The sequence below is a fragment of the Bacillus sp. FSL R5-0654 genome (assembly GCF_038008745.1).
GTDB classification, from domain to species: Bacteria; Bacillota; Bacilli; order Bacillales; family Bacillaceae; genus Bacillus; species Bacillus safensis.
On record NZ_JBBOZV010000001.1, the window covers coordinates 1704646 to 1728301 of the forward strand.

Below are 23656 nucleotides of genomic sequence, written 5' to 3' on the forward strand. Positions count from 1 at the left end.
TTAAAAGAGCGCTTTTTTTATTTAGCATCCGCAAGGATCTGGCGGTGTGACCACAACTGGTCGTGTATTAATATCAATCGTATCTTCTGCATAAAATGTGGAACCGATGCTGATGGCTCGATTTTCTGCACGGAACGTGTATGTACCTGCAGCAGGGAGTACTTTATGTGAAAGCTTTAATGTATATTTGGAAATTCCAAGTAAATCCAGTCTGAGCGGAATACGAACGGTTTGTCCGTTGTTCAAAATGTAGCTGTCTTTTAATGCTTTACCGTTCATAATGTCTTTAGTCGTTGCTTGGAAACCCTTTGGCAGAGTGAACTCAACCGCACCAAGACTTAGAACAGAATTTGGGCTGTACGTCAGCTCAATGTCAGAAAAAGACCATTCCTGCTTACTTGCTCCTGTAATTTTTGCGTAAAGTGCAGCTGGTTTTGCATTGGTTGTTGCTTTGCCGGCTTCCTCAGCAGATGCAGAAAGCGGTACAGACAGTGCCATAACCAATGTGAGCATCCCCATCATAAGAATCGTCCACGTTTTTTTCATTTTTTCCTTCCCCCTTGTTGAATATAGGTAAATAATAGATGATTACACCCATTATTTACCTATAATGTTACCATATTACCATATGGTATTAAATGGGATATTATACCCTTATTTTGTCATTCTTTAGTAATAGCGGGGAAATAGCGCATTTGGTTGATTCATTCCGTAATAATGGCCTGGCATTTGCTGGTTTGTTGGCATCATCATATGCATATCTTGATAACCATATGGATGGTGTGGCATCATCCCATATCCACCATAATGGCCTAGATGATGGTGATCCTTCATTGGAACATGCTTTGAAAAGGTATCATGCTGATTTGGGAACGGTGAATAAACTGAATGATGATGTGGATGGTGCGCGTTATACATATCTTTTTTGCCGCTATGATAATGGTTTGGCATATTCATATGATCATGCATGTTTGGCGCGACCATATGCTCATGATTGGCTGTATACACATTTTCAAATGTGTGATAGGGATTTTCTTGGTGATAATGATTCATTTGGCTGTTCATATCGTTCATGTATATCTCATCCTTTATGTCAGGTTGCCATATCCTATGAGACAGATCTGCTTCATGAGCCTATCCATATGAAAGAAAAAAACCGGCTTTTCAGCCGGGAAAAGGAAAAGCAGGTAAAGCGTCAAGCGTTAAATTGTGTAGCTGTGTCTTCTTCTGCGACGCTTTTTACATCTGCTGCAGACACTTTTAGGAAAATAACAGGGATCGTAGCTTCGAGAGGTATCCCAAAAATCGCTCTCAAACCATTTATCTTTTTTATGACAAAACTTTTTTTCTTTACATGGATCCTCATGGCAATGATCGTCATGCTTTTTATGGCAGTGTGAGTGGGAATGTTTGCACTTGCATTTGCACATTGTCATCCCTCCTAAATGTGACTCAATGCTAGTATATGCAAGAAAGAGTCATGAGGACTGGATGCTCATGCTTCTTTTATAAAAAAAGGCTTTTTCTGAAAAAACTCAAATAAAAAGAATTGACTAGTGCTAAATTAACATGATAAAATATAAATTTTTATCCTCTGACGAAATGTGTTATAATGATATTGTGAATACTTTCGGAGGTGGCGGATTTGTTTCAAATAGGTGATAAAATTGTTTATCCAATGCATGGAGCCGGTGTGATTGAAGGAATGGAAGAAAAAGAGATTTTAGGTAAGACGCAGGAATATTTCCTGATTCAAATGCCGAATATGCAGATGATGGTCCCAAAAGGCAGAATCAATCAACTAGGTATACGTCCGGTAGCAGATCAAGCAACGCTGAAAGTTGTGATGAACAATTTTGCAGAAGAAACAAACGACGACACGCTTACTTGGAAGCAAAGATATGATGAAAATCTGAAAAAGCTAAAAACAGGTGCGATCGAAGATGGTGCAGACGTTGTCAAAGATCTAATGAGACGAAATCAGAAGAAAGCGTTAAATTCAAGTGAAAAGAAGATGCTTGAAGATGCAAGAGGCATGTTAGTGAGTGAGATTTCACTTGCACAGGGACTGACGCAAGATGAAGTGATGACAGCTTTAGAGAATGAATTAAGAATGTAATGATGATATACAGAGACTAGCTGTAAACTGAAGGGGACTACTTCTTTTGTTTACAGCTTTTTTGTTTGAAAAAAAGAGTAATATTGCCATTTTTGTAGGTGGTTTTAACTAAAATTGAAATGAGGTCATACGATTTAGTTTTTACGTTCACAACAAAAATTTAAAGACCTCTGAAATACCTAGATCATATGAAAAACAGGTAACTTCTCCTGATTCATTTAAATGAGCCGGACAACCTTTGAATTTTCTAAGCCATTGATAGTAAAATATTGCGGTAAGATGACACCTAAGAGAAAAAAGGAGCGGTGAAATGAAAAGGCTACTAATATGTGGATTCATCTTTCTTATTCTGTGTACTCTTTTAATGGTGAAATGCAGCCATTCTGTTCAAGAAAAAAAAGAGCAAAAGCAGCATCATCAAGAGGTAGAAAAGTATCAAAAAGAGCGAAAACAAGGCGATCAATATGAAAGCTTTAAACAGCTCATGCGATATGAAAGAGACGGTTATGAGATAGAATTTCACGAAAAGGGCGGAAGTGATTTACTTGTATTTTCTCCTCATGGAGGTGAAATTGAACCAGGAACAAGTGAAATTGTAGAAGCCTTTCAAGAAAGCTACTCTACGTATTTGTTTGAAGGTACAAAGCAAGACAATAACCGGGACCTGCATATCACGAGTACCAATTTTGATGAACCCATTTTGGTTCAAATGATTAAAACGTATCCTTTTTCAATTTCCATCCACGGCTATAAAAGTGATAAAAGACACACGCTCGTTGGCGGCACAAATGAAAAAATGCAAAGAGCCGTTGTACGAGAACTAAAAGATCGGGGATTTTCCGCAGAAATGGTACAAAAAGGCGAACGGCTTTCTGGTACAGATCCCAAAAATATAAATAATCGAAATGCGAGTGGTGAAAGCGTTCAGCTCGAAATTAGTACAGCGCAAAGAGAAGCTTTTTTTGATAATTTTGAGACGAGAAAAGGAAAGAAAAAAGCATTTAGACGCTATATTAATGCATTAAAAGAAGTGCTAAGAGAATTCGATCCGTCTGCGTAAAAAAGTTTGATGGGCAAAAGTGCTCTATTTAAACTTGGTAAAAAAGATAGGAATATGCGATTTGAACATAAAATATGTAATAACTTACAATTTGCCTTGAAAACATAAATTATGTAAAATAATAGTTATCAGTTTGATATGATAGAATGGGGCTGAAGTGGATGGCACACAAAATACCATCTTCCGAAGTAGGTGTAAAGATCAATCAATGGTACACGCATATTTGCAAATTTGAAGTTGAACAGGCAAACGGAATGAAGCGCCTTGTTGAAGAAGAAATTCATGATATGGAAGAGGATCAAGATTTACTCCTATACTATTCTCTAATGGATTTTCGCCATCAAATGATGCTTCAGCACTTAGCGCCAGTCCATGCAGGGAGTGAAACGCTTCAAGCAGTGTCCTTTCCTAAAGAAATTGACGATGCAGAAGATGAAATGACAGGCTTACTCGGCTATTATTTTCATTTTTTTCATGGAATGTATGCGTTTATCCAGCGCCGGTATATCGAGGCCATTTCATATTACAAGCATGCGGAACATCAACTGATTTTAGTGACAGATGAGATCGAAAAAGCAGAATTTTACTATAAAATCGCAGAAGTATACTATCATATGAAACAAACCTATTTCTCCATGCACTACGCTAAAAAGGCAAGAGACATCTACAAGAAACATCAGCTTTATGGAAAAAGAAGCATTCAATGTGATTTTGTCATGGCAGGTAATTGGATTGATGTTAATCAGTATCAAAAAGCGCTTCCTTATTTAGAAAAAGCGTTAAAGGTCTGTGAAGCGATGGAACAAAAAGAATGCACATCTTACTTTAAAGCAATGGCTCTTAATAACTTAGGCACTTGTCATTATAGTATGGGAACGTATCATACAGCGACTGTCTTTTTTGAACAAGCTATTTCACTTTATCAGAAAGATCAAGCATCCACGATGATCAAATCGTTGTTTTCACTTGCCCTTACTTGTTTTAAACTCGGAGATATCAAGCGGGCGGGCGAGGCCATATCTATAGGAATGGAAGAGGCTTGTGTATTGGAAGATGAAATTTATCAGTTGAAATTCCAATTTTTGCAGGCGCTCTATATAGAAAAAGACGGCTGTGAGCAATTGAGGTCGGCCCTTTTTGGTCTGAGAAATAAAAAAATGTTTGCTGATTTAGAGGAATTAGCACTTGATGCGGCTAATTATTATAAGGAACGCGACATGTACAAGGAATCCTCCACTTTTTTTGAGATTGTGATCGAAGCGCGTACGCACATTCAAAAAGGAGATGAGATGTATGAGAACGAAGCATAACATGTCAGCTGCTCAAGTAGATGAAAGACTTCACACTTAAAAATGAGACAAACAACACCCTTTACGCAAAACGTAAAGGGCTTTTTTCTTTATTCTTTGATTGCTTTTTCTGCGTCAATTGCACCTGCTCCATAAACCATCGGGTCATCCCCAGACCACTTGCTTGTATTTTCTTTTAACAGGGTTTTGACTTCATCCGGTGTTAAATCTGGTGAATGCTCTAGTAGTAGAGCGCAAATACCAGCACAAATCGGTGTTGCCATCGATGTGCCAGATAACGTTGTATAATCATGATCGACTCTGCTTGATTTATCAAGTTTATCCAGAAAGGACCTTGGTGATCTAAGAGAAACGATGTTTACTCCAGGTGCGAGGATATCAGGTTTTGCCTCCCCGTAAACCGTTGGTCCTCTGCTTGAAAACGGTGCCACGACATCGTCACTTGATTCTGGTGTATTCCGGTCATCGTAGGCTCCGACCGTAATGACTTTTTGACTGACAGCAGGGCTTGCAATCGTCTGGCTGTTAGGACCAGAGTTTCCGGCAGCGACGCATACAACAATCCCTTGATCCCAAGCCGCATTGACAGCACGCACCATTGGATCGTCCTGTTCGTCATCATAACGCTGCGCAGCTCCGCCCAGCGACATACTGATAATATGAATCGGATCATCAGGGTTGTCTTCGTTGAATTGTATGCACCATTCAACACCTTCTATAATAGTAGAAAGTGATCCAGCCCCTTGTTTATTTAACACTTTCACGCCAATTAGATTTGCTTTTGGGGCAGGTCCTTTGTATAAGCCGTCTGAGGCGGCTCCATCTCCAGCGACATCTCCCGCGCAGTGAGTACCGTGGCCATTATCATCATAAGGCTTTGTTTTTTGTTTGACTAAATCCAATAAATCTCGAATTCTTCCATCTAAATCTTCATGTGGATAAATTCCCGTGTCAATGACAGCGACCGTAATGCCTTCTCCTGTTAAAGTTGTCCCGTTTCGGATGACTTCTTCAGCATGGCTTGCTTGTGTGGCTATATCCAGCAGCGCATGAACTTTCCGGTCTAAATAAATTTTACGAATATGCTCACCATTTGCTAATAGCTCCTCTAAAGCAGCAGGCGTTAGATCAGCGGCACAGCAGTCGATATGTGAAAAATGCCGTTTTATATTTGTTTTTCTGCTTTTTTTCATGAGCTGCTTTGTGCTTTGAATCCCTGCCTCGGCTGCACCTTCCTTAAATTCAATGATCACACGAAGCTTCTTTTTCTTCTTCAGCCTGCCTTCGAAAAAACGATGAAGAAAGCATGGCGTCCATTTAAAAGGTTTATAAAGGTGAAGAACGGTCTCTCTTAAAGGCTGATCTAGTTTACTAGCATGTGTTCTGACCATCTGCACCATAGAAAATCCAAACATGTGATGCCCTCCATTCCAGCTATCCATTCTCGTACACTCTTACGTTATGAGAATGAGAACTGCTTGGTTCGGATTCTTGTCCCTCCTTTTCTTTATATTGGCGGCTTGCTTATGTCTTTCAAAAAAGAAAAGCGCTTACATTTTGTAAAATAATAGAAAAAGGTGGAATTCACGTAGAATCTGCCGATGATAGGTGGGAGAGTTCTTCTGAGAGAACCAGTGAAACAAAGGATTTTGCCGAAAAAGGAGGGCTGTGGACAGGGTCAATGCTCATATAAATGTGATGCGTGACAGATGGAAAACATCAAATCCTTATCAAAAAAAGCCGAATTAAAGAAAACAGACTGGATAGGACTAGGTCATATTAAACATAACGTCATTTTTTTGTCATACTATTCTAACTCTGTTTTCAAAGAGGAGAGGCGTTTCTGTGTATATAAATGCAATTATCTTATTTTTGAGGAATCTCATGATCTAGAGTGTTATGATCAAACGTGAAGAGAAAATGTGGAAAAAATGATAAGAAATGATGATTCAATATTAATCATAGAAACGGCTTAGAAATCTGTTAAAGGAGAACGGGAATGAAGAAGTTTTTTGCTTTGCTTCTCCTGCTTGCGATCGGATGGGGCGTTTATTATACTATGCAAGCACAGGAACATGATGAGCCAGTGTCATCAGGTGGGGAAGACGAAAGCGGTTCAAATGATATTTATCGAAATTTTAAAGAACTTGAAGAAAACGAATCAACAAGCAGCTATAACATTACAGCCAACCCAGTGCCTGGCAGCCGCCTTCTTGTGATGTCACCTCATGGCGGGAGGATCGAAGGCGGCGTGAGCGAGATCGTCCATTTTTTTGACAACGATTTTTCGACGTATTTATTTGAAGGTCTAAGAGAGAATGCATCAGAACTTCATATTACAAGTACAAATTTTGATGAGCCAATCGGCGTCGCGCAGGCAAAAGCACATGATTACATCTTAGCAGTGCATGGATACAAAGGCGAGGAAGGAATTGACCATACTCTCGTCGGCGGAACAGATTACGATCGTGCAGAGAAAATTGTGAGCTCATTAGAGCGGAACGGGTTTTCTGCTGAACTAGCTGTCGCACACGCAACCCTGAGCGGGACAAGCAATCATAATATTAATAATCTTACAAAAACAGGGCAAAGTGTGCAGCTTGAGATTAGTAGAAGTCAGCGTGAAGCTTTATTTGACAGTTTCGATTTTCGGAGACGGTCAAGTACAAAAAACGAGACATTCTATCGTTATGTCAGGGCGATTCGGACAGTGCTGGATGAAGAATATACGTAAGGGCTGTGCACATGTTAAGACAAGCAGGGGAATTCTTGTTACACTATGAACAGTGATAACAAAAGGAGAGACGGATATGGCGCGTCATCATTTTCATCTTCAGGCAAGCTGGCCCGGTCTGCGTAACGATGTGGGTACAATCGCATGTGAACAATTAAAAACAAAGATTTCGATTCCAAAGGAAATGGACGGTCCAGGTATTGGAACCAATCCAGATGAGATGCTCTTAGGTGCAGCGGCTACGTGTTATATCATTACACTTGCAGCCATGATGGAGCGGAGTCAATTAGACAAAGAGGATCTATCGATGAGCTCTGAAGCCGTCGTAGATGTGACAAATGGTGTGTTTACTTATGAGGAAATCATTCATCGGCCTGTCATCACCCTCAAAGAGTCCGCTTCCGCACATGATATTGAGCTAGCCCGAAAGCTTGCGCATAAAGCCGAAAGCTCATGTATGATTTCAAGAGCTGTTCAGGGGAATGTGAACATTTCCTTAGAAGAAACCATTCAAGTCGGCCGTTAAAACAAAAAAGTCATTTTCTCTAGAAATATGGAGAAAATGACTTTTTTTATGACGTCCATTCGGTTTGATCGAGTTGTGCTTTGGTTTCGTTCTTTTGCTTCTTGGATTGATTTAAGACAATCACGCCGCAGATGACAAGTGCAAGGCCGATGTAGCCTTTCGTGCTGATCGTTTCGTTAAACAGCACAAGTCCTACAAGAGCAGTGAGAGCTGTTCCAACGCCAGACCAGGTTGCATAGGCAGACGAGAGCTCGATGGTTTTAAGTGCCAAGCTCAGGAAAGTAAAGGCGCATCCAAATCCGATCAGTACCCCGATACTCGGCAGCAGCTGCGAAAAGCCTTGAGAAAGCTTCAGCATTGTACTCCCAAAAACCTCCGTCAAAATGGCTCCTGTTAAGTAGAGTATTCCTTTCATCATCTCCCACATCCTTTATGACATATTTAATAGTACGACCCCTGAGACAAGCATCGCCATGCCAATGACGGCTTTTTGGTTCAAGGTTTCTTTGAAAAAGAGCACGCCAAAAATAGCCGTGAGAACCGTACCAACCCCAGACCATGTTGCGTAAGACATGCTTAGCGGAATGATATTGAGCGTCAATGACAGCATATAAAAAGCAAGTGTATAGCCAGCCACAACAACCGCGCTAGGCTTCCAGCGCGTAAAACCATGAGATAATTTTAACATCGCGGCGCCAATGGCTTCTGAAAAAATGGCCACAGCCAAAAAAAGATATCCGAGGATCATGATCATCCCTCCTCTAATAGGTGTAAAATCCGATGAAGTAAAAGGTTTTTTTCCTCTCTTTTCAGCGGTTCTAGCTGAAACATTTCTGAAAACCATATCCCATCACATGCAAGGCGGATCAGCTGACTCAGTGCAGGATCGCTTATTTCCTCAGCTGCTTTTTCTTTGAACTCCGCATAAAAAGCACGCCAAGGGTGCAGCAGCGCATCATCAAATGACATGGTAGCCAGCATACTTGTACATAGCTGGGTCGTATGCTGCATGTCTAAATCATGTAATGTGGCCAATAGATATGCGCGTACATAAGGCGCTTTTTCGTGTTTGTATGTTTCTTGATACGTCTCGAGCTGCTGACGAAAACAAAGAATCGCATGCTCATTCATTTGTTGGATGAGCTCTTCCTTGCTTGAAAAATGATAAAGCAGACCGGCTTTGGTCATATTTGCATGCTCTGCCACCTGCTGAAGGGTGAGCTGGCTTAACCCTTCTTTTAAAATCGTACTGGCAGCTGCATCAAAAATTTGCTCTTTTTTGGTTTTAGACATAAAAAAAACACCTACTTTACTGAACAGTCGGTAAAGTAAATGTTAACCCATGAAAAAAGAGTGTGTCAATCGATTCATTTTATGAACGGATGTTTTCACTTAAACGTCATATTTAATACCAAGGGTATGGTCCATATGGCGGGTATGGCGGATAAGGGTATCCATAGCCATATCCTGGCGCAAGCAGAGATCCAGCAAGCAGGCCTCCAGCAAAACCACCTAAAAATGGAGGTCCAAAGAATCCAGGTCTTCCAAAGCCAAAGCCTGGGCGGCCAAAGCCAAACCCAGGTCTCCCAAATCCAAAACCAGGTCGGCCAAACCCAAATCCAAAAGGTCTTCTCATGTCTTCTTGAATAAACGGAGGTGCGTCAAAATAATTCATAATAAAAGGCTCCTTTCTCATAAAATCACTGTAACTGACATCAGTGTATTCCAGCAGCCTACAGATGTTTGGGTGAACGCCTAATATAAGGAGGAATGTTAGAAATGGGCCTGTATCCATCTGATTGGGCAAAGTGTCCGCCGCATGCTCATGCATATAAAGCACGTACAGATATAACGGAGGGGCATTATCATTTAATAGAAGGTATTTCTCAGCCTGTAAATGGTAGCAGTACCGACCGGCATACTCATTTTTATCGCGGGATCACCTCCTTTGAAAGAGGTCATTTTCACAGGTACTACGGGGTCACAGGGCCGGCAATTCCAAGAGTGGATGGAACACATTATCACGAGATCGAGGAAGTCACCTATTCAGCCTATCTCGATTCTGTTCCCATTCCATATGGAGGTGTCGTCTATAGTCCAGATGAGAAGCGGCCAACACATAAGCATCGTTTAAAAGGAAAAACATATGAAGTGGTTGGAAATGAACCGCTTGGCTGGTAATGGGCAGGAGATAGGAGAGTAAGAAAAGTTATGCTATACTGTAGGCAGTTTTGTAAAAGTGAGTGATGTTATGAATAAAGCGAAGCAGCCAGTAATCGTGTTAGTAGGGCCGACGGCTGTCGGCAAAACCAAATTGAGCATTGATATAGCCAAAGCATTTAATGGAGAGATTATCAGCGGGGATTCTATGCAGATTTATAAAGGGATGGATATCGGAACAGCTAAAATCACTCCCGAAGAAATGAATGGCATCCCGCATCATTTAATTGATATTAAACAGCCGGACGAATCTTTTTCTACAGCTGAATTTCAGCAGCTGGTTCGTGCGAAAATCAAAGAGATTGCCGCTAGAGGGAAAACGCCAATGATTGTCGGCGGAACAGGCCTCTATATCCAATCTGTTTTATATGATTACACATTTACGGATGAGAAAAGTGATCCTGCTTTTAGAGAAGAAATGACGCTCTTTGAACAGCAGCACGGCGCGCTTTTGCTGCACGAAAAGCTAAAGGCAGTAGATCCTGATGCGGCAAACGCTATTCATCCAAATAACGTCCGCCGCGTGATCCGGGCGCTGGAAGTGATTCATACAACAGGTCAGAAAATGTCGGAGATGCAAAACGGGCATCAAGAAGTTCCTCTTTATGATACAGCCTTCATTGGGCTGAAAATGGATCGAGAGGTTTTGTACGAGCGCATTCATCAAAGAATTGATATGATGATAGATGAAGGCTTAATTGAAGAAGTGAGAGCACTTTATCAATCTGGTTTGAAGGATTGTCAGTCTGTTCAAGCCATTGGTTATAAAGAGCTGTATGCCTATTTTCAAGGTGACTGCTCACTTGATGAAGCCATCCAGCAATTAAAGCAAAATTCCCGTAGATATGCGAAGCGTCAGTTCACGTGGTTCCGTAATAAAATGGCGGTCACTTGGTTTGATATGACACCGCCTTGCCACTTTTCAGACAAAAAAGAGGAAATTTTCGCATATATAGCAGGAAAGCTTGGACTTAAAGCGAAACTGTAGTTATCAGAATCAAGGAGGACGAAACATGAAACCGATTAATATTCAGGAGCAGTTTTTGAATCAGATCCGCAAAGACAATACATTTGTCACAGTATTCTTGCTGAATGGCTTTCAGCTTCGCGGTCAAGTGAAAGGGTTTGACAATTTCACGGTGCTGCTTGAAACAGAAGGGAAGCAGCAGCTTATTTATAAACACGCCATTTCTACATTTGCACCTCAAAAGAATGTAAATCTAGAATTAGAATAGGATAGGTTGTATTTAAAATAGCCCCATGCCTCTGCGAATAAACCGGCCGGAACCCGCTACGTTTTTTGTCAGTGCAGAGGGGCTATTTTGCATGCAATGAAACTTTTCTGCCAATTTTCCGTATCATTCCTTATTGGATATTAGAAGGGTGAGGGGATTCATATGGAAAATGCAGAGCTTGAATTAAGAAGGATTAGAGTGATCCTTCTTTTGATTGGAATTGTTGTCTTGTTTGGATCGTGCGCTATCTCAAACATTGAAACGAGACAAGAAAGTTGGAATAACCATTCTCATGAAAATGCAGATGGCGTTTTACCATCATCTGCTGCACTAAAAAATAATCATTTTGCTGTTGTGAAAGATGATCAAGTACATGTGTACCGATTTGATGAAAAAGAAGGAGAGCTGACTCTCGTTACAACGAAATACATAGATGAATGGGACGACGAAGAATATGATGATGACCTTGATGAAGAAGAGTAAGCACGTAAATTTACAAATGAATGTGAAGCCGCTACACTATAATCATGCATCAGACATCTAGACAGAAAAGGATGAGTTCATGACACATAAAATTAAAATTAATCATTGGGAACAAACTTGTGAAGACGATTCCTGTTTCGAATATGGAACAAGCGTTTCTGTAAATGGGAAAGAATTAGTGAGAGAAGCTTCAATCGTCTCTGCGCTTGAAGCGGTGCTAAAAGAATTAGGTGTTGAAGTGGAAATTACAGAAGTGTCAGAAGATTTACAGTGCGATGCCTACAAAAAATAAAACAAAAAGTCTAGTCTACTAAGCGATTTTTTTTCGTGTTATGATAGATTTCGGTTTCAGTTGAATAGGGAGTAGAGCAGTCTATTTTTAGATCCTGTTCTGCTCTATTTATTTGAACGTACGAGTTCGGCTATGAAGGTTCGGCCGGGTTGGTTGATTTTTTTCGTTTCGAACATCTATATGTTGTGTTTTGAAAAAACATAGTATACTATATATAGTGAATAACGAAATGATCAACAATACTAAAAACTAGGTCGTGATGGAATTGATTCAAATCGTATTTGATTCAAAAACAGGAAATGTTCAACGCTTTTTGGACAAGACCCCTTTTACAGACAAACGAAAATTGACTGGAGAAGAGTTTTTGGATACGCCGTTTATTCTCGTCACCTTTACGACAGGATTTGGACAAGTCCCTAGTACCACTCAGTCCTTTTTAGAGAAAAATGCTCACCTTTTACTAGGTGTTGCGGTGAGTGGCAACAAAGTGTGGGGAGATAATTTTGCAAAAAGCGCCGATACGATTTCTAAACAATATCAAGTTCCTATTTTGCACACCTTTGAACTAAGCGGAACAAAAAGGGATGTTGAATTGTTTACACAGGAGGTAGAAAGAATTGTCACAAAATCAGGTTCCAAAGTGGATACAATTAAATAACGAAATTATGATTCAAAAAGAAGGAAAGTTTCAGTTCGATAAGGACAAAGAAGCTGTACATAGTTATTTCGTAGATTACATTAATCAAAACACGGTCTTTTTTCACAATCTAGAAGAGAAGATTGATTACTTAATAGAAAACGACTACTATGAGGAAGAATTTTTAAGACAATACAGCATGGCAGATATTAAAGAAGTCTTTGAAGCTGCATATGCCAAAAAATTTAGATTCCCATCATTTATGAGTGCGTTTAAGTTTTACAATGACTATGCACTGAAAACAAATGATAAAAAGAAAATCCTTGAACGCTATGAAGACCGCATTTCAGTTGTAGCACTTTTCTTTGCGGGTGGAGATAAAGAAAAAGCACTTGAGTTTGTAGAGCTGATGATCAATCAAGAGTACCAGCCAAGTACACCAACCTTCTTGAACGCTGGACGTAAAAGACGCGGTGAGCTTGTGAGCTGCTTCTTGCTTGAAGTAAATGACTCACTAAACGATATTTCAAGAGCGATTGATATTTCCATGCAGCTGTCAAAACTAGGCGGCGGCGTCAGTTTGAACCTGTCAAAACTTCGTGCAAAAGGCGAAGCAATCAAAGATGTCGAAAACGCGACAAAAGGTGTCGTCGGCGTGATGAAGCTTCTTGATAATGCATTCAGATATGCAGATCAAATGGGGCAAAGACAAGGATCAGGCAGTGCCTACCTGAATATTTTCCACAGAGATATCAATGATTTCTTAGATACGAAAAAAATCTCTGCCGATGAAGATGTTCGCGTGAAAACACTATCCATCGGAGTCGTCATCCCGGATAAATTTATCGAGCTTGCTAGAGAAGATAAAACAGCCTACACCTTCTATCCGCATACAGTCTATAAAGAATATGGACAGCATCTTGATGAGATGGACATGGAAGAGATGTATGACGAGCTTGTAGAAAACCCGAAAGTCAAAAAAGAAAAAGTCAATCCGAGAAAGCTTCTTGAAAAATTGGCTGTTCTACGCTCAGAATCAGGCTATCCATATATCATGTTCCAAGATAATGTAAACAGAGAGCATGCCTTGAACCATATTTCACGAGTGAAATTCTCAAACCTTTGCTCAGAAGTGCTTCAGGCGTCAGAGGTTTCTTCTTACACGGACTATGATCAAGAAGATGAAATCGGCCTTGATATTTCTTGTAACCTTGGTTCATTAAATATCATGAATGTCATGAAAAACAAATCGATTGAAAAAACGGTTAAGCTTGCAACAGACTCACTAACGCTTGTGTCTGAAACAACAGACATTCGCAATGCACCAGCTGTTCGAAAAGCGAACAAAGCGATGAAGTCAATCGGACTCGGCGCGATGAATCTTCACGGGTATTTAGCTCAAAACCAAATTGCTTATGAAAGTGAAGAAGCAAGAGATTTCGCAAATACGTTCTTTATGATGGTGAACTATTATTCAATTAAACGCTCAAGTGAGCTTGCGAAAGAAAAAGGAGAAACATTCCATCGTTATGAAGGCTCTGGCTATGCAACTGGTGAGTACTTCAATAAATACGTGGAGAATGATTTCACACCAAAAACAGAAAAAGCAGCAGCGCTATTTGAAGGCATGCACATTCCAACAAAAGAAGACTGGGCCGCACTCAAAGAATTTGTAGCGGAACATGGCATGTATCACAGCTATCGTTTATGTATTGCACCAACAGGTTCCATTTCTTATGTTCAATCGGCAACAGCTTCTGTGATGCCAATTATGGAACGTATCGAAGAAAGAACATACGGCAACAGCAAAACCTATTACCCAATGCCAGGTCTTTCAGCACAAAACTGGTTCTTCTATAAAGAAGCGTACGATATGGACATGTTTAAAGTGGTCGATATGATTGCAACGATTCAGCAGCACGTCGATCAAGGAATCAGCTTTACACTATTCTTAAAAGATACGATGACAACGCGTGATTTAAACCGCATCGATCTTTATGCACACCATAAAGGCATTAAGACACTTTATTATGCAAGAACGAAGGATACAGGGCAGGAAGGCTGTCTTTCTTGTGTTGTTTGATTAAAGGAGAGTTTAACGTGACAAAAATTTATGATGCAGCCAACTGGTCAAAACACGAAGACGATTTTACACAAATGTTTTACAACCAAAATGTAAAGCAGTTCTGGCTTCCAGAAGAGATTTCCTTAAACGGAGATCTCTTAACATGGAAATATTTAGGTGAAAAAGAGCGAGATACGTACATGAAGGTACTTGCTGGACTGACTTTACTTGATACAGAACAAGGAAATACAGGGATGCCGATTGTTGCTGAACATGTGGACGGCCATCAGCGTAAAGCAGTACTCAACTTTATGGCAATGATGGAAAATGCGGTGCATGCGAAATCATACTCAAATATCTTCATGACACTCGCACCAACTGAAACGATCAGTGAAGTGTTTGAATGGGTCAAGAAGAATAAATTCCTGCAAAAGAAAGCAGATATGATTGTCAGTTTATACCGTTCGATTCAAAAGGACGATCCTATTTCTCTCTTTAAAGCAATGGTTGCTTCTGTTTATTTAGAGAGTTTCCTATTTTATAGTGGTTTTTACTACCCGCTTTATTTCTATGGACAAGGAAAGCTCATGCAAAGTGGTGAAATCATCAACTTAATTTTGCGTGATGAAGCGATTCATGGTGTGTACGTTGGATTATTAGCACAAGAAATTTACAACAAACAAACACCTGACGTGCAAAAAGAGCTGTATGATTTCTCTATTGACCTTTTAAACGAGCTTTATGAAAATGAACTTCATTACACTGAAGATATTTATGACCAAGTCAATTTATCGCATGATGTGAAAAAGTTCATTCGTTACAATGCCAATAAAGCGTTAATGAACCTTGGATTTGCCCCTTACTTTGAAGAAGAAGAGATCAACCCTATTGTATTGAATGGCCTCAATACAAAAACAAAGTCGCATGACTTCTTCTCAATGAAAGGGAACGGCTACAAAAAAGCAACAGTTGAGCCGTTAAAAGATGACGACTTCTTCTTTGGAGATGAATCATAAGGAAAGCGTAAAAGTCAAAACGCATCACTCGTTTTGGCTTTTTGCCATTTCTAACAATGTGATAGTTACATACTGGAGGTTACCGAACATGGGAAAAATGGACGAAATCATTTTAGTAGCACCACGCGCACGCGTGTTTCAAAACGAAACACTTGCGTTTAATGGTGTGAACAGTGAAGAGAAAACAATCAGCACCATTATGAAAGAAATCGAAGAGCACTTCGAGCAAATGCGAAGAGGCGATGCAGAAGAAAATCCTGACTTCAAGCAGCCGATTCCTTATGTCGTGATTAAGCGTGAGGACGAAGTGTATGTATACGAAAGACTTCAAGGCGGGGGAGAGACTCGCTTACATCATAAGTTATCTCTTGGCTTTGGGGGGCATATGAATTTCATCGAAGGAAAAAACTTTGCTGAGATTCTAAAAGAAAATACAGATCGTGAGCTGGACGAAGAACTTTCTATTCAAGAAGAAGACAAACTTGAAATGAAAACCCTTGGTTTAATCAATGACGATGACAACAGTGTCGGCCGTGTGCACATCGGACTGTTATCAGCGCTTGAGCTATCTCCGGGTGCTCATGTGGAAGTAAAAGAAACAGATCAAATCTCAGGAAAATGGATGAAAGCAGCCGATTTGAAAAAGCCTGAATACTTCGATCGTCTTGAAACATGGTCTCAATTTGTCGTCAACATCTTAGCGTAAATGAATACACAACAAACCGGCTCAGCAGAAGACTTGAGCCGGTTTGTTTCGTTACAACAGCTTCAGCTTATTGGAAAACGAATGCATCGTGACCGGCCTGCTTCAATCTTGCGACGAGGTCATCTGCATTTTGTTTTGTACGGAAAGCCCCGGCTTGCACTCGGAACATGCCGCCGTCTAATACAACAAACGCGTCAAAGCCTTTGGATTTAAGTGTGGCTGCTAATTCATCCGCATTGGCTTTCACCTTGAAAGCTCCTGCCTGCACTTTATAAAGATTACTTGCTTTTTTTTTCAATTGAAAGGCTTCTTCAAGACCAGTTGCATGAGCGCGAGCGATGCCTTGAAGGAAGGTTGCGTTGCGGAGCTTATTAGCATCAGCTGCCGTATCAATGAAACCATTCTCTGTTAAAATAGCGGACATAGAAGTTTCTCGAAGAACGTGGAAGTTCGCAGTTTTCTTGCCGCGGTTCGCAAAATCAACCGAGCGGACAATTTCATCATGAAGGGCGTTGCGATACGTGGTGGTCGGTGCTGAAACGCCTGGATACACATAGCTTTCAAACCCTGTGCCCCCGCCAGCATTAATATGAATAGACACGAAATAGTCAGCTCCCCAGCTGTTTGCCGCATTCGTACGCTGGGACAAAGTGACGGATTGGTCAGTTGAACGACTTAAGCGGACGGAAACCCCATCATATTCACTAATCAAAATGTCCCTCAATAAAAGCGCGATTTGAAGTGTTATATTTTTCTCCAAAAGTCCATTAGCACTAGCTCCAGAATCTGTTCCTCCGTGGCCAGGATCAATAAAAATTTTCACCATCTATTCATCACCTCGTCTTTATTTTATGAGAAAATAGAAGAATTGCCTGTACAAAATGCGGAAATCATTGAGACTCTTTTCTGCATCATTTGTGATTAAAAAGCTACATTTTTCTAAGAAAAAGCAAATTGTTGGTTTGTCCGCCCAAACGGGATGAATACAATGGAAATAGCACATCATTTCCTGGGAAACCGCAGAAATCCCTACAATATTCGGTATCTCGGGTCATTTTGACAGCAAACTTGGGCTTAAGCGGGCGATTGTCACGATTACAGCTCCACCCGAATAGAATAAAGAGAGAAGAGCGAGAGGTGAATACGTTGGAGCGAGCTGTCACATATAAAAACAACGGCCAAATCAATATTATACTTAACGGACAAAAGCAAGTATTGGTTGATGCAGACTCAGAGGCAGAATACCTAGAAGCCTTGCAGAAAAATGAGGCAAAACACAGCATCTTACGGGAAATAGAGCGTGAAATGAACAGCCTTGTCGGTATGGATGAAATGAAACGAAACATAAAAGAGATTTATGCTTGGATTTTTGTTAATCAAAAACGGCAGGAACAAGGGTTAAAGGTAGGAAAACAAGCGCTTCATATGATGTTCAAAGGAAATCCTGGCACAGGAAAAACCACAGTTGCAAGACTTGTCGGGAAACTTTTCTTTGAAATGAATGTGCTCTCAAAGGGTCACTTAATTGAAGCAGAACGCGGTGATCTAGTTGGTGAGTACATTGGTCATACAGCGCAAAAAACAAGGGATTTAATTAAAAAATCACTAGGTGGTATTTTGTTCATTGACGAAGCCTATTCTCTTGCACGCGGAGGAGAAAAGGATTTTGGAAAAGAGGCGATTGATACCCTTGTAAAACATATGGAGGACAAACAGCACGAATTCATTCTCATTCTTGCAGGCTACTCCAAGGAAATGGATCATTTTCTTTCTTTAAACCCCGGTCTGCAATCAAGATTTCCAATCAACATCAGCTTTCCTGATTATACAGTCGATCAGCTCATGGATATTGCAAAACGAATGATGGCAGACAGAGAATATGTATTTACACAAGAAGCCGAATGGAAGCTGCGGGATTATTTAATGCACATTAAAAGTACCACAAGCCCGGCAAAATTCAGCAACGGCCGGTTTGTGCGAAACACCATTGAAAAGGCCATACGAACCCAAGCGATGAGACTGCTTCTTGTGGATCATTATGATAAAAAAGATCTGCTGACCATTAAAAGTCACGATCTTCAAATGAAAGAGGATACGCCTTCTTGAAATGGCGTATCCTTTTTATAAAGAGTCACTAAAATAAACCATCCGAATAGTGGTATACGTGTGATGTGTTTGGTATGATGGTACTACTGAAAACTTAAGTACAGAAAGGAAACAACTAACGTTGAATGAACATGAAATGACTGAAAAAGCGATCCTTGTCGGCTGCCAATTGCCGCATGTAACGGATGAACGCTTTCAATACTCAATGGAAGAATTAGCTTCCTTAACTAAAACGGCTGGCGGTGAAGCTGCCAGCGTGATGACGCAGAAGAGAAATAGACAAGACAGTGCAACATATATCGGTAAAGGGAAAGTAGAAGAACTTGAAGTGCTTTGCGAGGAACTCGAATGTGATGTCATTATTTTTAATGACGAGCTTTCTCCAAGCCAGCTAAAAGCTTTGGCGACTGCTTTAGATGTGAAAATTATTGATCGTACGCAATTGATTTTAGATATCTTTGCAAAAAGAGCCCGTACAAGAGAGGGGAAGCTGCAAATAGAGCTTGCCCAGCTTCAGTATGCCCTGCCGAGACTAAGTGGACAAGGGATCAGCCTCTCAAGACAAGGGGGCGGAATTGGCGCAAGAGGTCCAGGTGAAACAAAACTTGAAACAGATAGACGTCATATTCGAAACCGCATTCACGAAATTAACGGGCAGTTATCTGCAGTCAAAGAACACCGAACAAGATACCGGGAGCGCCGAAAGAAAAATGGTGTGTTCCAAATTGCCATTGTCGGCTATACGAATGCCGGAAAATCAACTTTGTTTAACCAATTAACAGAAGCGGATAGTCATGAAGAGGACCTGCTGTTTGCGACACTTGATCCAATGACACGTAAGATGACATTAGAATCTGGCTACAGTGTGCTGATTTCAGATACAGTTGGCTTTATCCAAGACCTTCCGACCACACTGATTGCCGCATTTCGTTCCACCCTTGAAGAAGTGAAGGAAGCCGATTATTTGCTTCATGTCATCGACTCTTCTAATGAGGATTATGAAGGGCACGAACGAACGGTTCATGAGCTTTTAGAAGAATTAGAAGCGGACCGTATTCCGATGCTGACTGTTTATAACAAGGAAGATCAAATTAGACCAGATTTCATCCCATCTTCAAAGCATCGCCACATCTTAATCAGTGCTAAGCGCAAAGAAGATGTAAAAAGGTTAAAAGCGGATATTATGGCAGAGCTGAAAAAAGCCTTTTTAAAGCCATATCATGTAAAGATTCCAGCGCATGAAGGCAAACTCATTTCCGCATTAAAATCAGAAACGCTTGTGGAGTCACTAGAATTTCAAAAAGAAGCAGAGATATATGACATCACCGGATATAGTGGTGAGGATCAGACCATTTTAGGTCAAATCAAGAAGTATATGTTGGAAAGGAATTAAATCAAGATGTTTCACACATTAAAACACGGCAGTATTTTAGAAAAAGCAGCAGCAGAAACAGAACAAGAGATTTTACACGTGCATCAGCAAATTGATCAAAAGAGCGAACAAAATGAGTGGCGGGTGCTTGAAAGCTATCGAAAGCACAAAGTCAGTGACTCTCACTTTAATCCGACGACTGGATATGGCTACGATGATATGGGGAGAGACACATTAGAAAAGATTTATGCGGATGTCTTCGGCGGAGAAAGCGGGCTTGTGCGTCCGCAAATTATTTCCGGTACACACGCAATTTCCATTGCCTTATTTGGTGTGCTGAGACCTGGCGATGAATTGATCTATATGACGGGAAAACCATACGATACGCTAGAAGAAATTGTCGGGATTCGCGGGAAAGAAGGGACAGGCTCATTAAAAGACTTCCAGATTGACTACAAAGCCATTGATTTACGACAAGATGGATCCGTCGATTATGAGAAAGTAAAAGAGTCGATTTCCTCTAAAACAAAAGTCATCGGCATTCAGCGTTCGAAAGGCTATGCGTCAAGACCATCCTTTACTATAGAAGAAATTGAGCAAATGATTTCATTTGTGAAAGAGATTAATGAAGAAATCATTGTGTTCGTAGATAACTGTTATGGTGAATTTACTGAATTAAAAGAGCCGTGTCATGTCGGAGCTGACCTCATGGCCGGTTCACTCATTAAAAACCCAGGCGGAGGCCTTGCCAAAACAGGCGGCTACATCGTAGGAAAAGAAAAATGGGTAGAAGCTTGCTCTTATCGAATGACATCTCCAGGCATCGGCAGTGAAGCGGGTGCATCGCTGTATGCGCTCCAAGAAATGTATCAAGGCTTTTTCTTGGCGCCGCATGTTGTAGCTCAAAGTTTAAAAGGCGCAGTGTTTACGGCTCGTTTTCTTGAGAAGCTCGGATTTCAAACAAACCCGGCGTGGAATGCGAAAAGAACGGATTTGATTCAATCAGTCGAATTTGGGGATCCTAAAAAAATGATTGCGTTCTGTCAGGCAATCCAGTATGCATCTCCGATTAATAGTCACGTCACACCACATGCAAGCTATATGCCAGGCTACGAGGACGATGTCATTATGGCAGCGGGCACGTTTGTACAAGGAGCCAGTATTGAATTATCAGCCGATGGTCCGATCAGACCGCCTTATACTGCCTACGTTCAAGGCGGACTCACGTATGCCCATGTGAAAAATGCGATTTGCAGTGCTGTCGATGCCTTATTGGAACAAGGTTTTATTGAAGTGCCTGCTCAATAAAAAAATCCATGTTAATATTCCTAACATGTTGTTGACACATAATATAACATGACATATAATAAATTTAAGCAAAGAGGAGGAGACAGTTGAGATGAGTGATAACATTCGCCGCTCAATGCCTTTATTCCCAATTGGGATTGTCATGCAGCTAACAGAATTATCTGCAAGACAAATTCGCTATTATGAGGAAAATGGTTTAGTATTTCCAGCAAGAAGTGATGGAAACCGCCGATTATTTTCTTTTCATGATGTTGATAAATTACTAGAAATTAAAAACCTCATCGAACAAGGTGTAAACATGGCAGGAATCAAAAAACTTTTTGCCAAAGCTGAGGCAGAAAATCCATCGTCTGATACAAAGACGGAGGAAAAAGCTGCAGCTAAGCACAACTTGACAGATGATGAACTCAGGAAGCTACTGAAGAAAGAACTCATTCAGGCTGGACGTTTCCAACAAGGAACGACCTTTAGGCAGGGGGATATGTCAAGGTTCTTCCGTTAACCAATTAGCAAAAGCATTGCTATACACATTTTACCTTTTGTAGGGGAGGAGTTTTACGAAATGGCAAAGTACACAAGAGAAGATATCGTAAAATTAGTAAATGAGGAAAACGTAAAGTACATCCGTCTGCAATTTACAGACATTCTCGGAACGATTAAAAATGTTGAGATTCCTGTGAGCCAGTTAGAAAAAGCTCTCGATAACAAATGTATGTTTGACGGTTCATCTATTGAAGGATTCGTACGTATCGAAGAATCAGATATGTATCTATACCCAGATCTAAACACATTTGTTATTTTCCCTTGGACAGCAGAAAAAGGTAAAGTTGCACGCTTTATTTGTGACATTTATAAGCCAGACGGGACACCATTTGATGGAGACCCGCGTAACAACTTAAAGCGTATCTTGAAGGAAATGGAAGAACTAGGATTTAGTGATTTCAACCTTGGACCTGAGCCAGAATTCTTCTTATTTAAATTAGATGAAAAAGGCGAGCCAACGCTTGAACTAAACGATAAAGGCGGATACTTTGACCTTGCGCCAACAGATCTAGGCGAAAACTGCCGCCGTGATATCGTGCTAGAGCTTGAAGAAATGGGCTTTGAAATTGAAGCATCTCACCACGAAGTAGCACCAGGGCAGCACGAAATTGATTTCAAATATGCAGGCGCGATCCGTTCTTGTGACGACATTCAAACATTCAAACTCGTTGTCAAAACCATTGCGAGAAAGCATGGTCTTCATGCGACATTCATGCCAAAACCATTGTTCGGTGTAAACGGATCTGGTATGCACTGTAACCTATCATTATTCAAAAATGGTAAAAACGCATTCTTTGATGAAAAAGCAGATTTACAATTAAGCGAGACTGCTAGATACTTTATCGCAGGTATCGTCAAGCACGCAACAAGCTTTACAGCGGTCACAAACCCAACTGTAAACTCTTACAAGCGTCTTGTACCTGGCTATGAAGCACCTTGCTATGTAGCATGGAGTGCACAAAACCGCAGCCCATTGATCCGTATCCCAGCATCACGCGGCATCAGCACACGCGTAGAAGTGCGCAGCGTAGACCCATCTGCAAACCCATACCTTGCACTAAGCGTATTACTTGCAGCAGGTCTTGACGGAATCAAAAACAAACTAGAAGCACCAGCACCAATCGACAGAAACATCTATGTCATGGACAAAGAAGAGCGTCTTGAAAACGGCATCTCTGACCTTCCTGCAACACTTGCAGAAGCACTCGAGCTGCTAAAATCAAACGAAGTCATGATCAACGCACTAGGCGATCACCTATTCGAGCACTTCATCGAATCAAAAGAAATCGAATGGGATATGTTTAGAACCCAAGTACACCCATGGGAACGCGATCAGTATATGTCTCAGTATTAATAATAAAAACCCCTTGGAGCCATTGGCTTCAGGGGGTTTTTATTTTTGTGGGTGTTTCTAATATTTCAAAATGAAGGAGCTATCATCCACAATTCACCCACAAAAAAGGCGACTTTCAAATTTCAACGAAGGTCTCAGAAAAAGTATTCAAAACCTTGCTGAAATGATTGGTACGAAGTCCAAGTGGAGCGATATTCTCCGCTATATTTTCAAATGCAGAGCGTCTGATTATAAATTATCAGTAGATCACAGTGGTATAGTTCACATTGCTGATCATGAGCCGGAACAGTTAGAGGATGAATTGAGCTTATCTTCAGAAAAAACTAAGATTAAAGAAAAAGTCCATGTAAATTGAATGTAAAGTGGTGGGATTGAAAGCAGATTAATGTAGGTGAACCGATGCAGACTGAAGAAGCATCTGATAATAATTTAGATTCCTCTCAAAGTGTAAAAGACGATTCTGACGGGAATGATCAAAAAGAAGAAGACGTGGCTGCCTAAGATGGCACGCAAACGATTAAAAAGGTGGTTCCTACTTTACCGCTTAGAGGATGGACAGCGTGTTCACCT

Annotated in this window: 28 protein-coding genes; 20 read left to right on the forward strand and 8 right to left on the reverse strand. The window is 40.7% G+C overall.

Features of this window, described 5'->3' with window-relative positions; genetic code table 11:
• Window positions 1-21 precede the first annotated feature (21 nt).
• Together bslA and NSS76_RS08455 are read right to left on the reverse strand one after the other, a co-directional pair.
• Window positions 22-546 carry a biofilm surface layer hydrophobin BslA gene (gene bslA, locus NSS76_RS08450; RefSeq protein WP_024424102.1) on the reverse strand — a complete coding sequence of 175 codons (525 nt, stop codon included), beginning with the start codon at window positions 544-546 and terminating at the stop codon, window positions 22-24.
• A 123-nt stretch (window positions 547-669) separates the two neighbouring features.
• Window positions 670-1074 (reverse strand): hypothetical protein, encoded by a 405-nt coding sequence (locus tag NSS76_RS08455; RefSeq protein WP_024427030.1) that lies wholly within the window; start codon window positions 1072-1074, stop codon window positions 670-672.
• 68 nt (window positions 1075-1142) lie between these two features.
• Between NSS76_RS08455 and NSS76_RS08460 the strand changes: the two genes are divergently transcribed.
• From NSS76_RS08460 to NSS76_RS08475, 4 genes are all read left to right on the forward strand, one after another.
• The gene (locus NSS76_RS08460; protein ID WP_024424100.1) at window positions 1143-1400 is read left to right on the forward strand and encodes a hypothetical protein; all 258 of its coding nucleotides are present in this window, start codon (window positions 1143-1145) and stop codon (window positions 1398-1400) included.
• Between the two features lie 245 nt (window positions 1401-1645).
• Window positions 1646-2119 (forward strand): CarD family transcriptional regulator, encoded by a 474-nt coding sequence (locus tag NSS76_RS08465; RefSeq protein WP_024424099.1) that lies wholly within the window; start codon window positions 1646-1648, stop codon window positions 2117-2119.
• Between the two features lie 310 nt (window positions 2120-2429).
• A complete protein-coding gene (locus NSS76_RS08470) occupies window positions 2430-3179 on the forward strand; it encodes a poly-gamma-glutamate hydrolase family protein (RefSeq protein WP_257802845.1) in 750 nt (249 codons plus the stop codon).
• Between the two features lie 161 nt (window positions 3180-3340).
• A complete protein-coding gene (locus NSS76_RS08475) occupies window positions 3341-4489 on the forward strand; it encodes a Rap family tetratricopeptide repeat protein (protein ID WP_103132402.1) in 1149 nt (382 codons plus the stop codon).
• A gap of 89 nt (window positions 4490-4578) precedes the next feature.
• Here the strand turns inward: NSS76_RS08475 and NSS76_RS08480 are convergent, their stop codons facing one another.
• Window positions 4579-5904 (reverse strand): S8 family peptidase, encoded by a 1326-nt coding sequence (locus tag NSS76_RS08480; RefSeq protein ID WP_341081706.1) that lies wholly within the window; start codon window positions 5902-5904, stop codon window positions 4579-4581.
• A gap of 584 nt (window positions 5905-6488) precedes the next feature.
• Here NSS76_RS08480 and NSS76_RS08485 point away from each other — a divergent pair.
• Entirely contained in the window at window positions 6489-7223 is a 735-nt protein-coding gene (locus tag NSS76_RS08485; protein ID WP_025093280.1) for a poly-gamma-glutamate hydrolase family protein, read from the forward strand.
• A gap of 76 nt (window positions 7224-7299) precedes the next feature.
• Window positions 7300-7749, forward strand: a complete 450-nt coding sequence (locus NSS76_RS08490) for an OsmC family protein (protein ID WP_024424094.1) — start codon at window positions 7300-7302, stop codon at window positions 7747-7749.
• A 46-nt stretch (window positions 7750-7795) separates the two neighbouring features.
• Here NSS76_RS08490 and erbB read toward each other — a convergent pair whose 3' ends face one another.
• The 4 genes from erbB to NSS76_RS08510 all read right to left on the reverse strand — a co-directional run bounded on the left by erbB (window position 7796) and on the right by NSS76_RS08510 (window position 9424).
• Window positions 7796-8164, reverse strand: coding sequence for an SMR family multidrug efflux transporter EbrB (erbB, locus tag NSS76_RS08495; protein ID WP_024424093.1), 369 nt, complete (start codon window positions 8162-8164; stop codon window positions 7796-7798).
• A gap of 15 nt (window positions 8165-8179) precedes the next feature.
• Window positions 8180-8497 carry an SMR family multidrug efflux transporter EbrA gene (erbA, locus tag NSS76_RS08500; RefSeq protein WP_024424092.1) on the reverse strand — a complete coding sequence of 106 codons (318 nt, stop codon included), beginning with the start codon at window positions 8495-8497 and terminating at the stop codon, window positions 8180-8182.
• Window positions 8498-8499: 2 nt separating this feature from the next.
• The gene (locus NSS76_RS08505) at window positions 8500-9042 is read right to left on the reverse strand and encodes a TetR/AcrR family transcriptional regulator (RefSeq protein WP_122631370.1); all 543 of its coding nucleotides are present in this window, start codon (window positions 9040-9042) and stop codon (window positions 8500-8502) included.
• Window positions 9043-9154: 112 nt separating this feature from the next.
• Window positions 9155-9424, reverse strand: a complete 270-nt coding sequence (locus NSS76_RS08510) for a hypothetical protein (protein ID WP_024424091.1) — start codon at window positions 9422-9424, stop codon at window positions 9155-9157.
• Window positions 9425-9528: 104 nt separating this feature from the next.
• Here NSS76_RS08510 and NSS76_RS08515 point away from each other — a divergent pair, with 104 nt between their 5' ends.
• From NSS76_RS08515 to NSS76_RS08555, 9 genes are all read left to right on the forward strand, one after another.
• Window positions 9529-9930: a YmaF family protein gene (locus NSS76_RS08515; RefSeq protein ID WP_044330437.1), complete on the forward strand. Its 402-nt coding sequence runs from the start codon at window positions 9529-9531 to the stop codon at window positions 9928-9930.
• A gap of 70 nt (window positions 9931-10000) precedes the next feature.
• Window positions 10001-10957, forward strand: a complete 957-nt coding sequence (miaA, locus tag NSS76_RS08520) for a tRNA (adenosine(37)-N6)-dimethylallyltransferase MiaA (RefSeq protein ID WP_025093277.1) — start codon at window positions 10001-10003, stop codon at window positions 10955-10957.
• Between the two features lie 25 nt (window positions 10958-10982).
• Window positions 10983-11204: an RNA chaperone Hfq gene (gene hfq / locus NSS76_RS08525; protein WP_024424088.1), complete on the forward strand. Its 222-nt coding sequence runs from the start codon at window positions 10983-10985 to the stop codon at window positions 11202-11204.
• Window positions 11205-11366: 162 nt separating this feature from the next.
• A complete protein-coding gene (locus tag NSS76_RS08530) occupies window positions 11367-11687 on the forward strand; it encodes a YmzC family protein (RefSeq protein WP_024424087.1) in 321 nt (106 codons plus the stop codon).
• A 79-nt stretch (window positions 11688-11766) separates the two neighbouring features.
• Complete coding sequence (locus NSS76_RS08535; RefSeq protein ID WP_003212415.1) at window positions 11767-11979, forward strand: hypothetical protein; 213 nt, start codon at window positions 11767-11769, stop codon at window positions 11977-11979.
• A 265-nt stretch (window positions 11980-12244) separates the two neighbouring features.
• Complete coding sequence (gene nrdI / locus NSS76_RS08540) at window positions 12245-12637, forward strand: class Ib ribonucleoside-diphosphate reductase assembly flavoprotein NrdI (protein WP_008360380.1); 393 nt, start codon at window positions 12245-12247, stop codon at window positions 12635-12637.
• A complete protein-coding gene (gene nrdE / locus NSS76_RS08545; protein WP_024424086.1) occupies window positions 12597-14699 on the forward strand; it encodes a class 1b ribonucleoside-diphosphate reductase subunit alpha in 2103 nt (700 codons plus the stop codon). The genes nrdI and nrdE overlap by 41 nt, the downstream gene beginning before the upstream one ends.
• A 17-nt stretch (window positions 14700-14716) precedes the next feature.
• Window positions 14717-15697: a class 1b ribonucleoside-diphosphate reductase subunit beta gene (nrdF, locus tag NSS76_RS08550; RefSeq protein WP_024424085.1), complete on the forward strand. Its 981-nt coding sequence runs from the start codon at window positions 14717-14719 to the stop codon at window positions 15695-15697.
• Between the two features lie 88 nt (window positions 15698-15785).
• Window positions 15786-16403: a hypothetical protein gene (locus NSS76_RS08555; RefSeq protein ID WP_024424084.1), complete on the forward strand. Its 618-nt coding sequence runs from the start codon at window positions 15786-15788 to the stop codon at window positions 16401-16403.
• A gap of 67 nt (window positions 16404-16470) precedes the next feature.
• Here NSS76_RS08555 and NSS76_RS08560 read toward each other — a convergent pair whose 3' ends face one another.
• Window positions 16471-17229, reverse strand: a complete 759-nt coding sequence (locus tag NSS76_RS08560) for an N-acetylmuramoyl-L-alanine amidase (protein ID WP_095408571.1) — start codon at window positions 17227-17229, stop codon at window positions 16471-16473.
• 320 nt (window positions 17230-17549) lie between these two features.
• On the opposite strand from NSS76_RS08560, the gene spoVK reads away from it, so the two are divergent.
• The 5 genes from spoVK (at window position 17550) to glnA (ending at window position 23086) form a co-directional block, all read left to right on the forward strand.
• Window positions 17550-18509, forward strand: a complete 960-nt coding sequence (spoVK, locus tag NSS76_RS08565) for a stage V sporulation protein K (RefSeq protein WP_024424083.1) — start codon at window positions 17550-17552, stop codon at window positions 18507-18509.
• 121 nt (window positions 18510-18630) lie between these two features.
• On the forward strand, window positions 18631-19902 hold the full coding sequence (hflX, locus tag NSS76_RS08570; protein WP_257802843.1) for a GTPase HflX: 1272 nt from the start codon (window positions 18631-18633) through the stop codon (window positions 19900-19902).
• Window positions 19903-19908: 6 nt separating this feature from the next.
• A complete protein-coding gene (locus NSS76_RS08575; protein WP_103132395.1) occupies window positions 19909-21189 on the forward strand; it encodes a methionine gamma-lyase family protein in 1281 nt (426 codons plus the stop codon).
• Between the two features lie 91 nt (window positions 21190-21280).
• Window positions 21281-21691, forward strand: coding sequence for a MerR family transcriptional regulator (locus NSS76_RS08580; protein WP_024424081.1), 411 nt, complete (start codon window positions 21281-21283; stop codon window positions 21689-21691).
• A 60-nt stretch (window positions 21692-21751) separates the two neighbouring features.
• The gene (gene glnA / locus NSS76_RS08585) at window positions 21752-23086 is read left to right on the forward strand and encodes a type I glutamate--ammonia ligase (RefSeq protein WP_341081720.1); all 1335 of its coding nucleotides are present in this window, start codon (window positions 21752-21754) and stop codon (window positions 23084-23086) included.
• Window positions 23087-23656 lie beyond the last annotated feature (570 nt).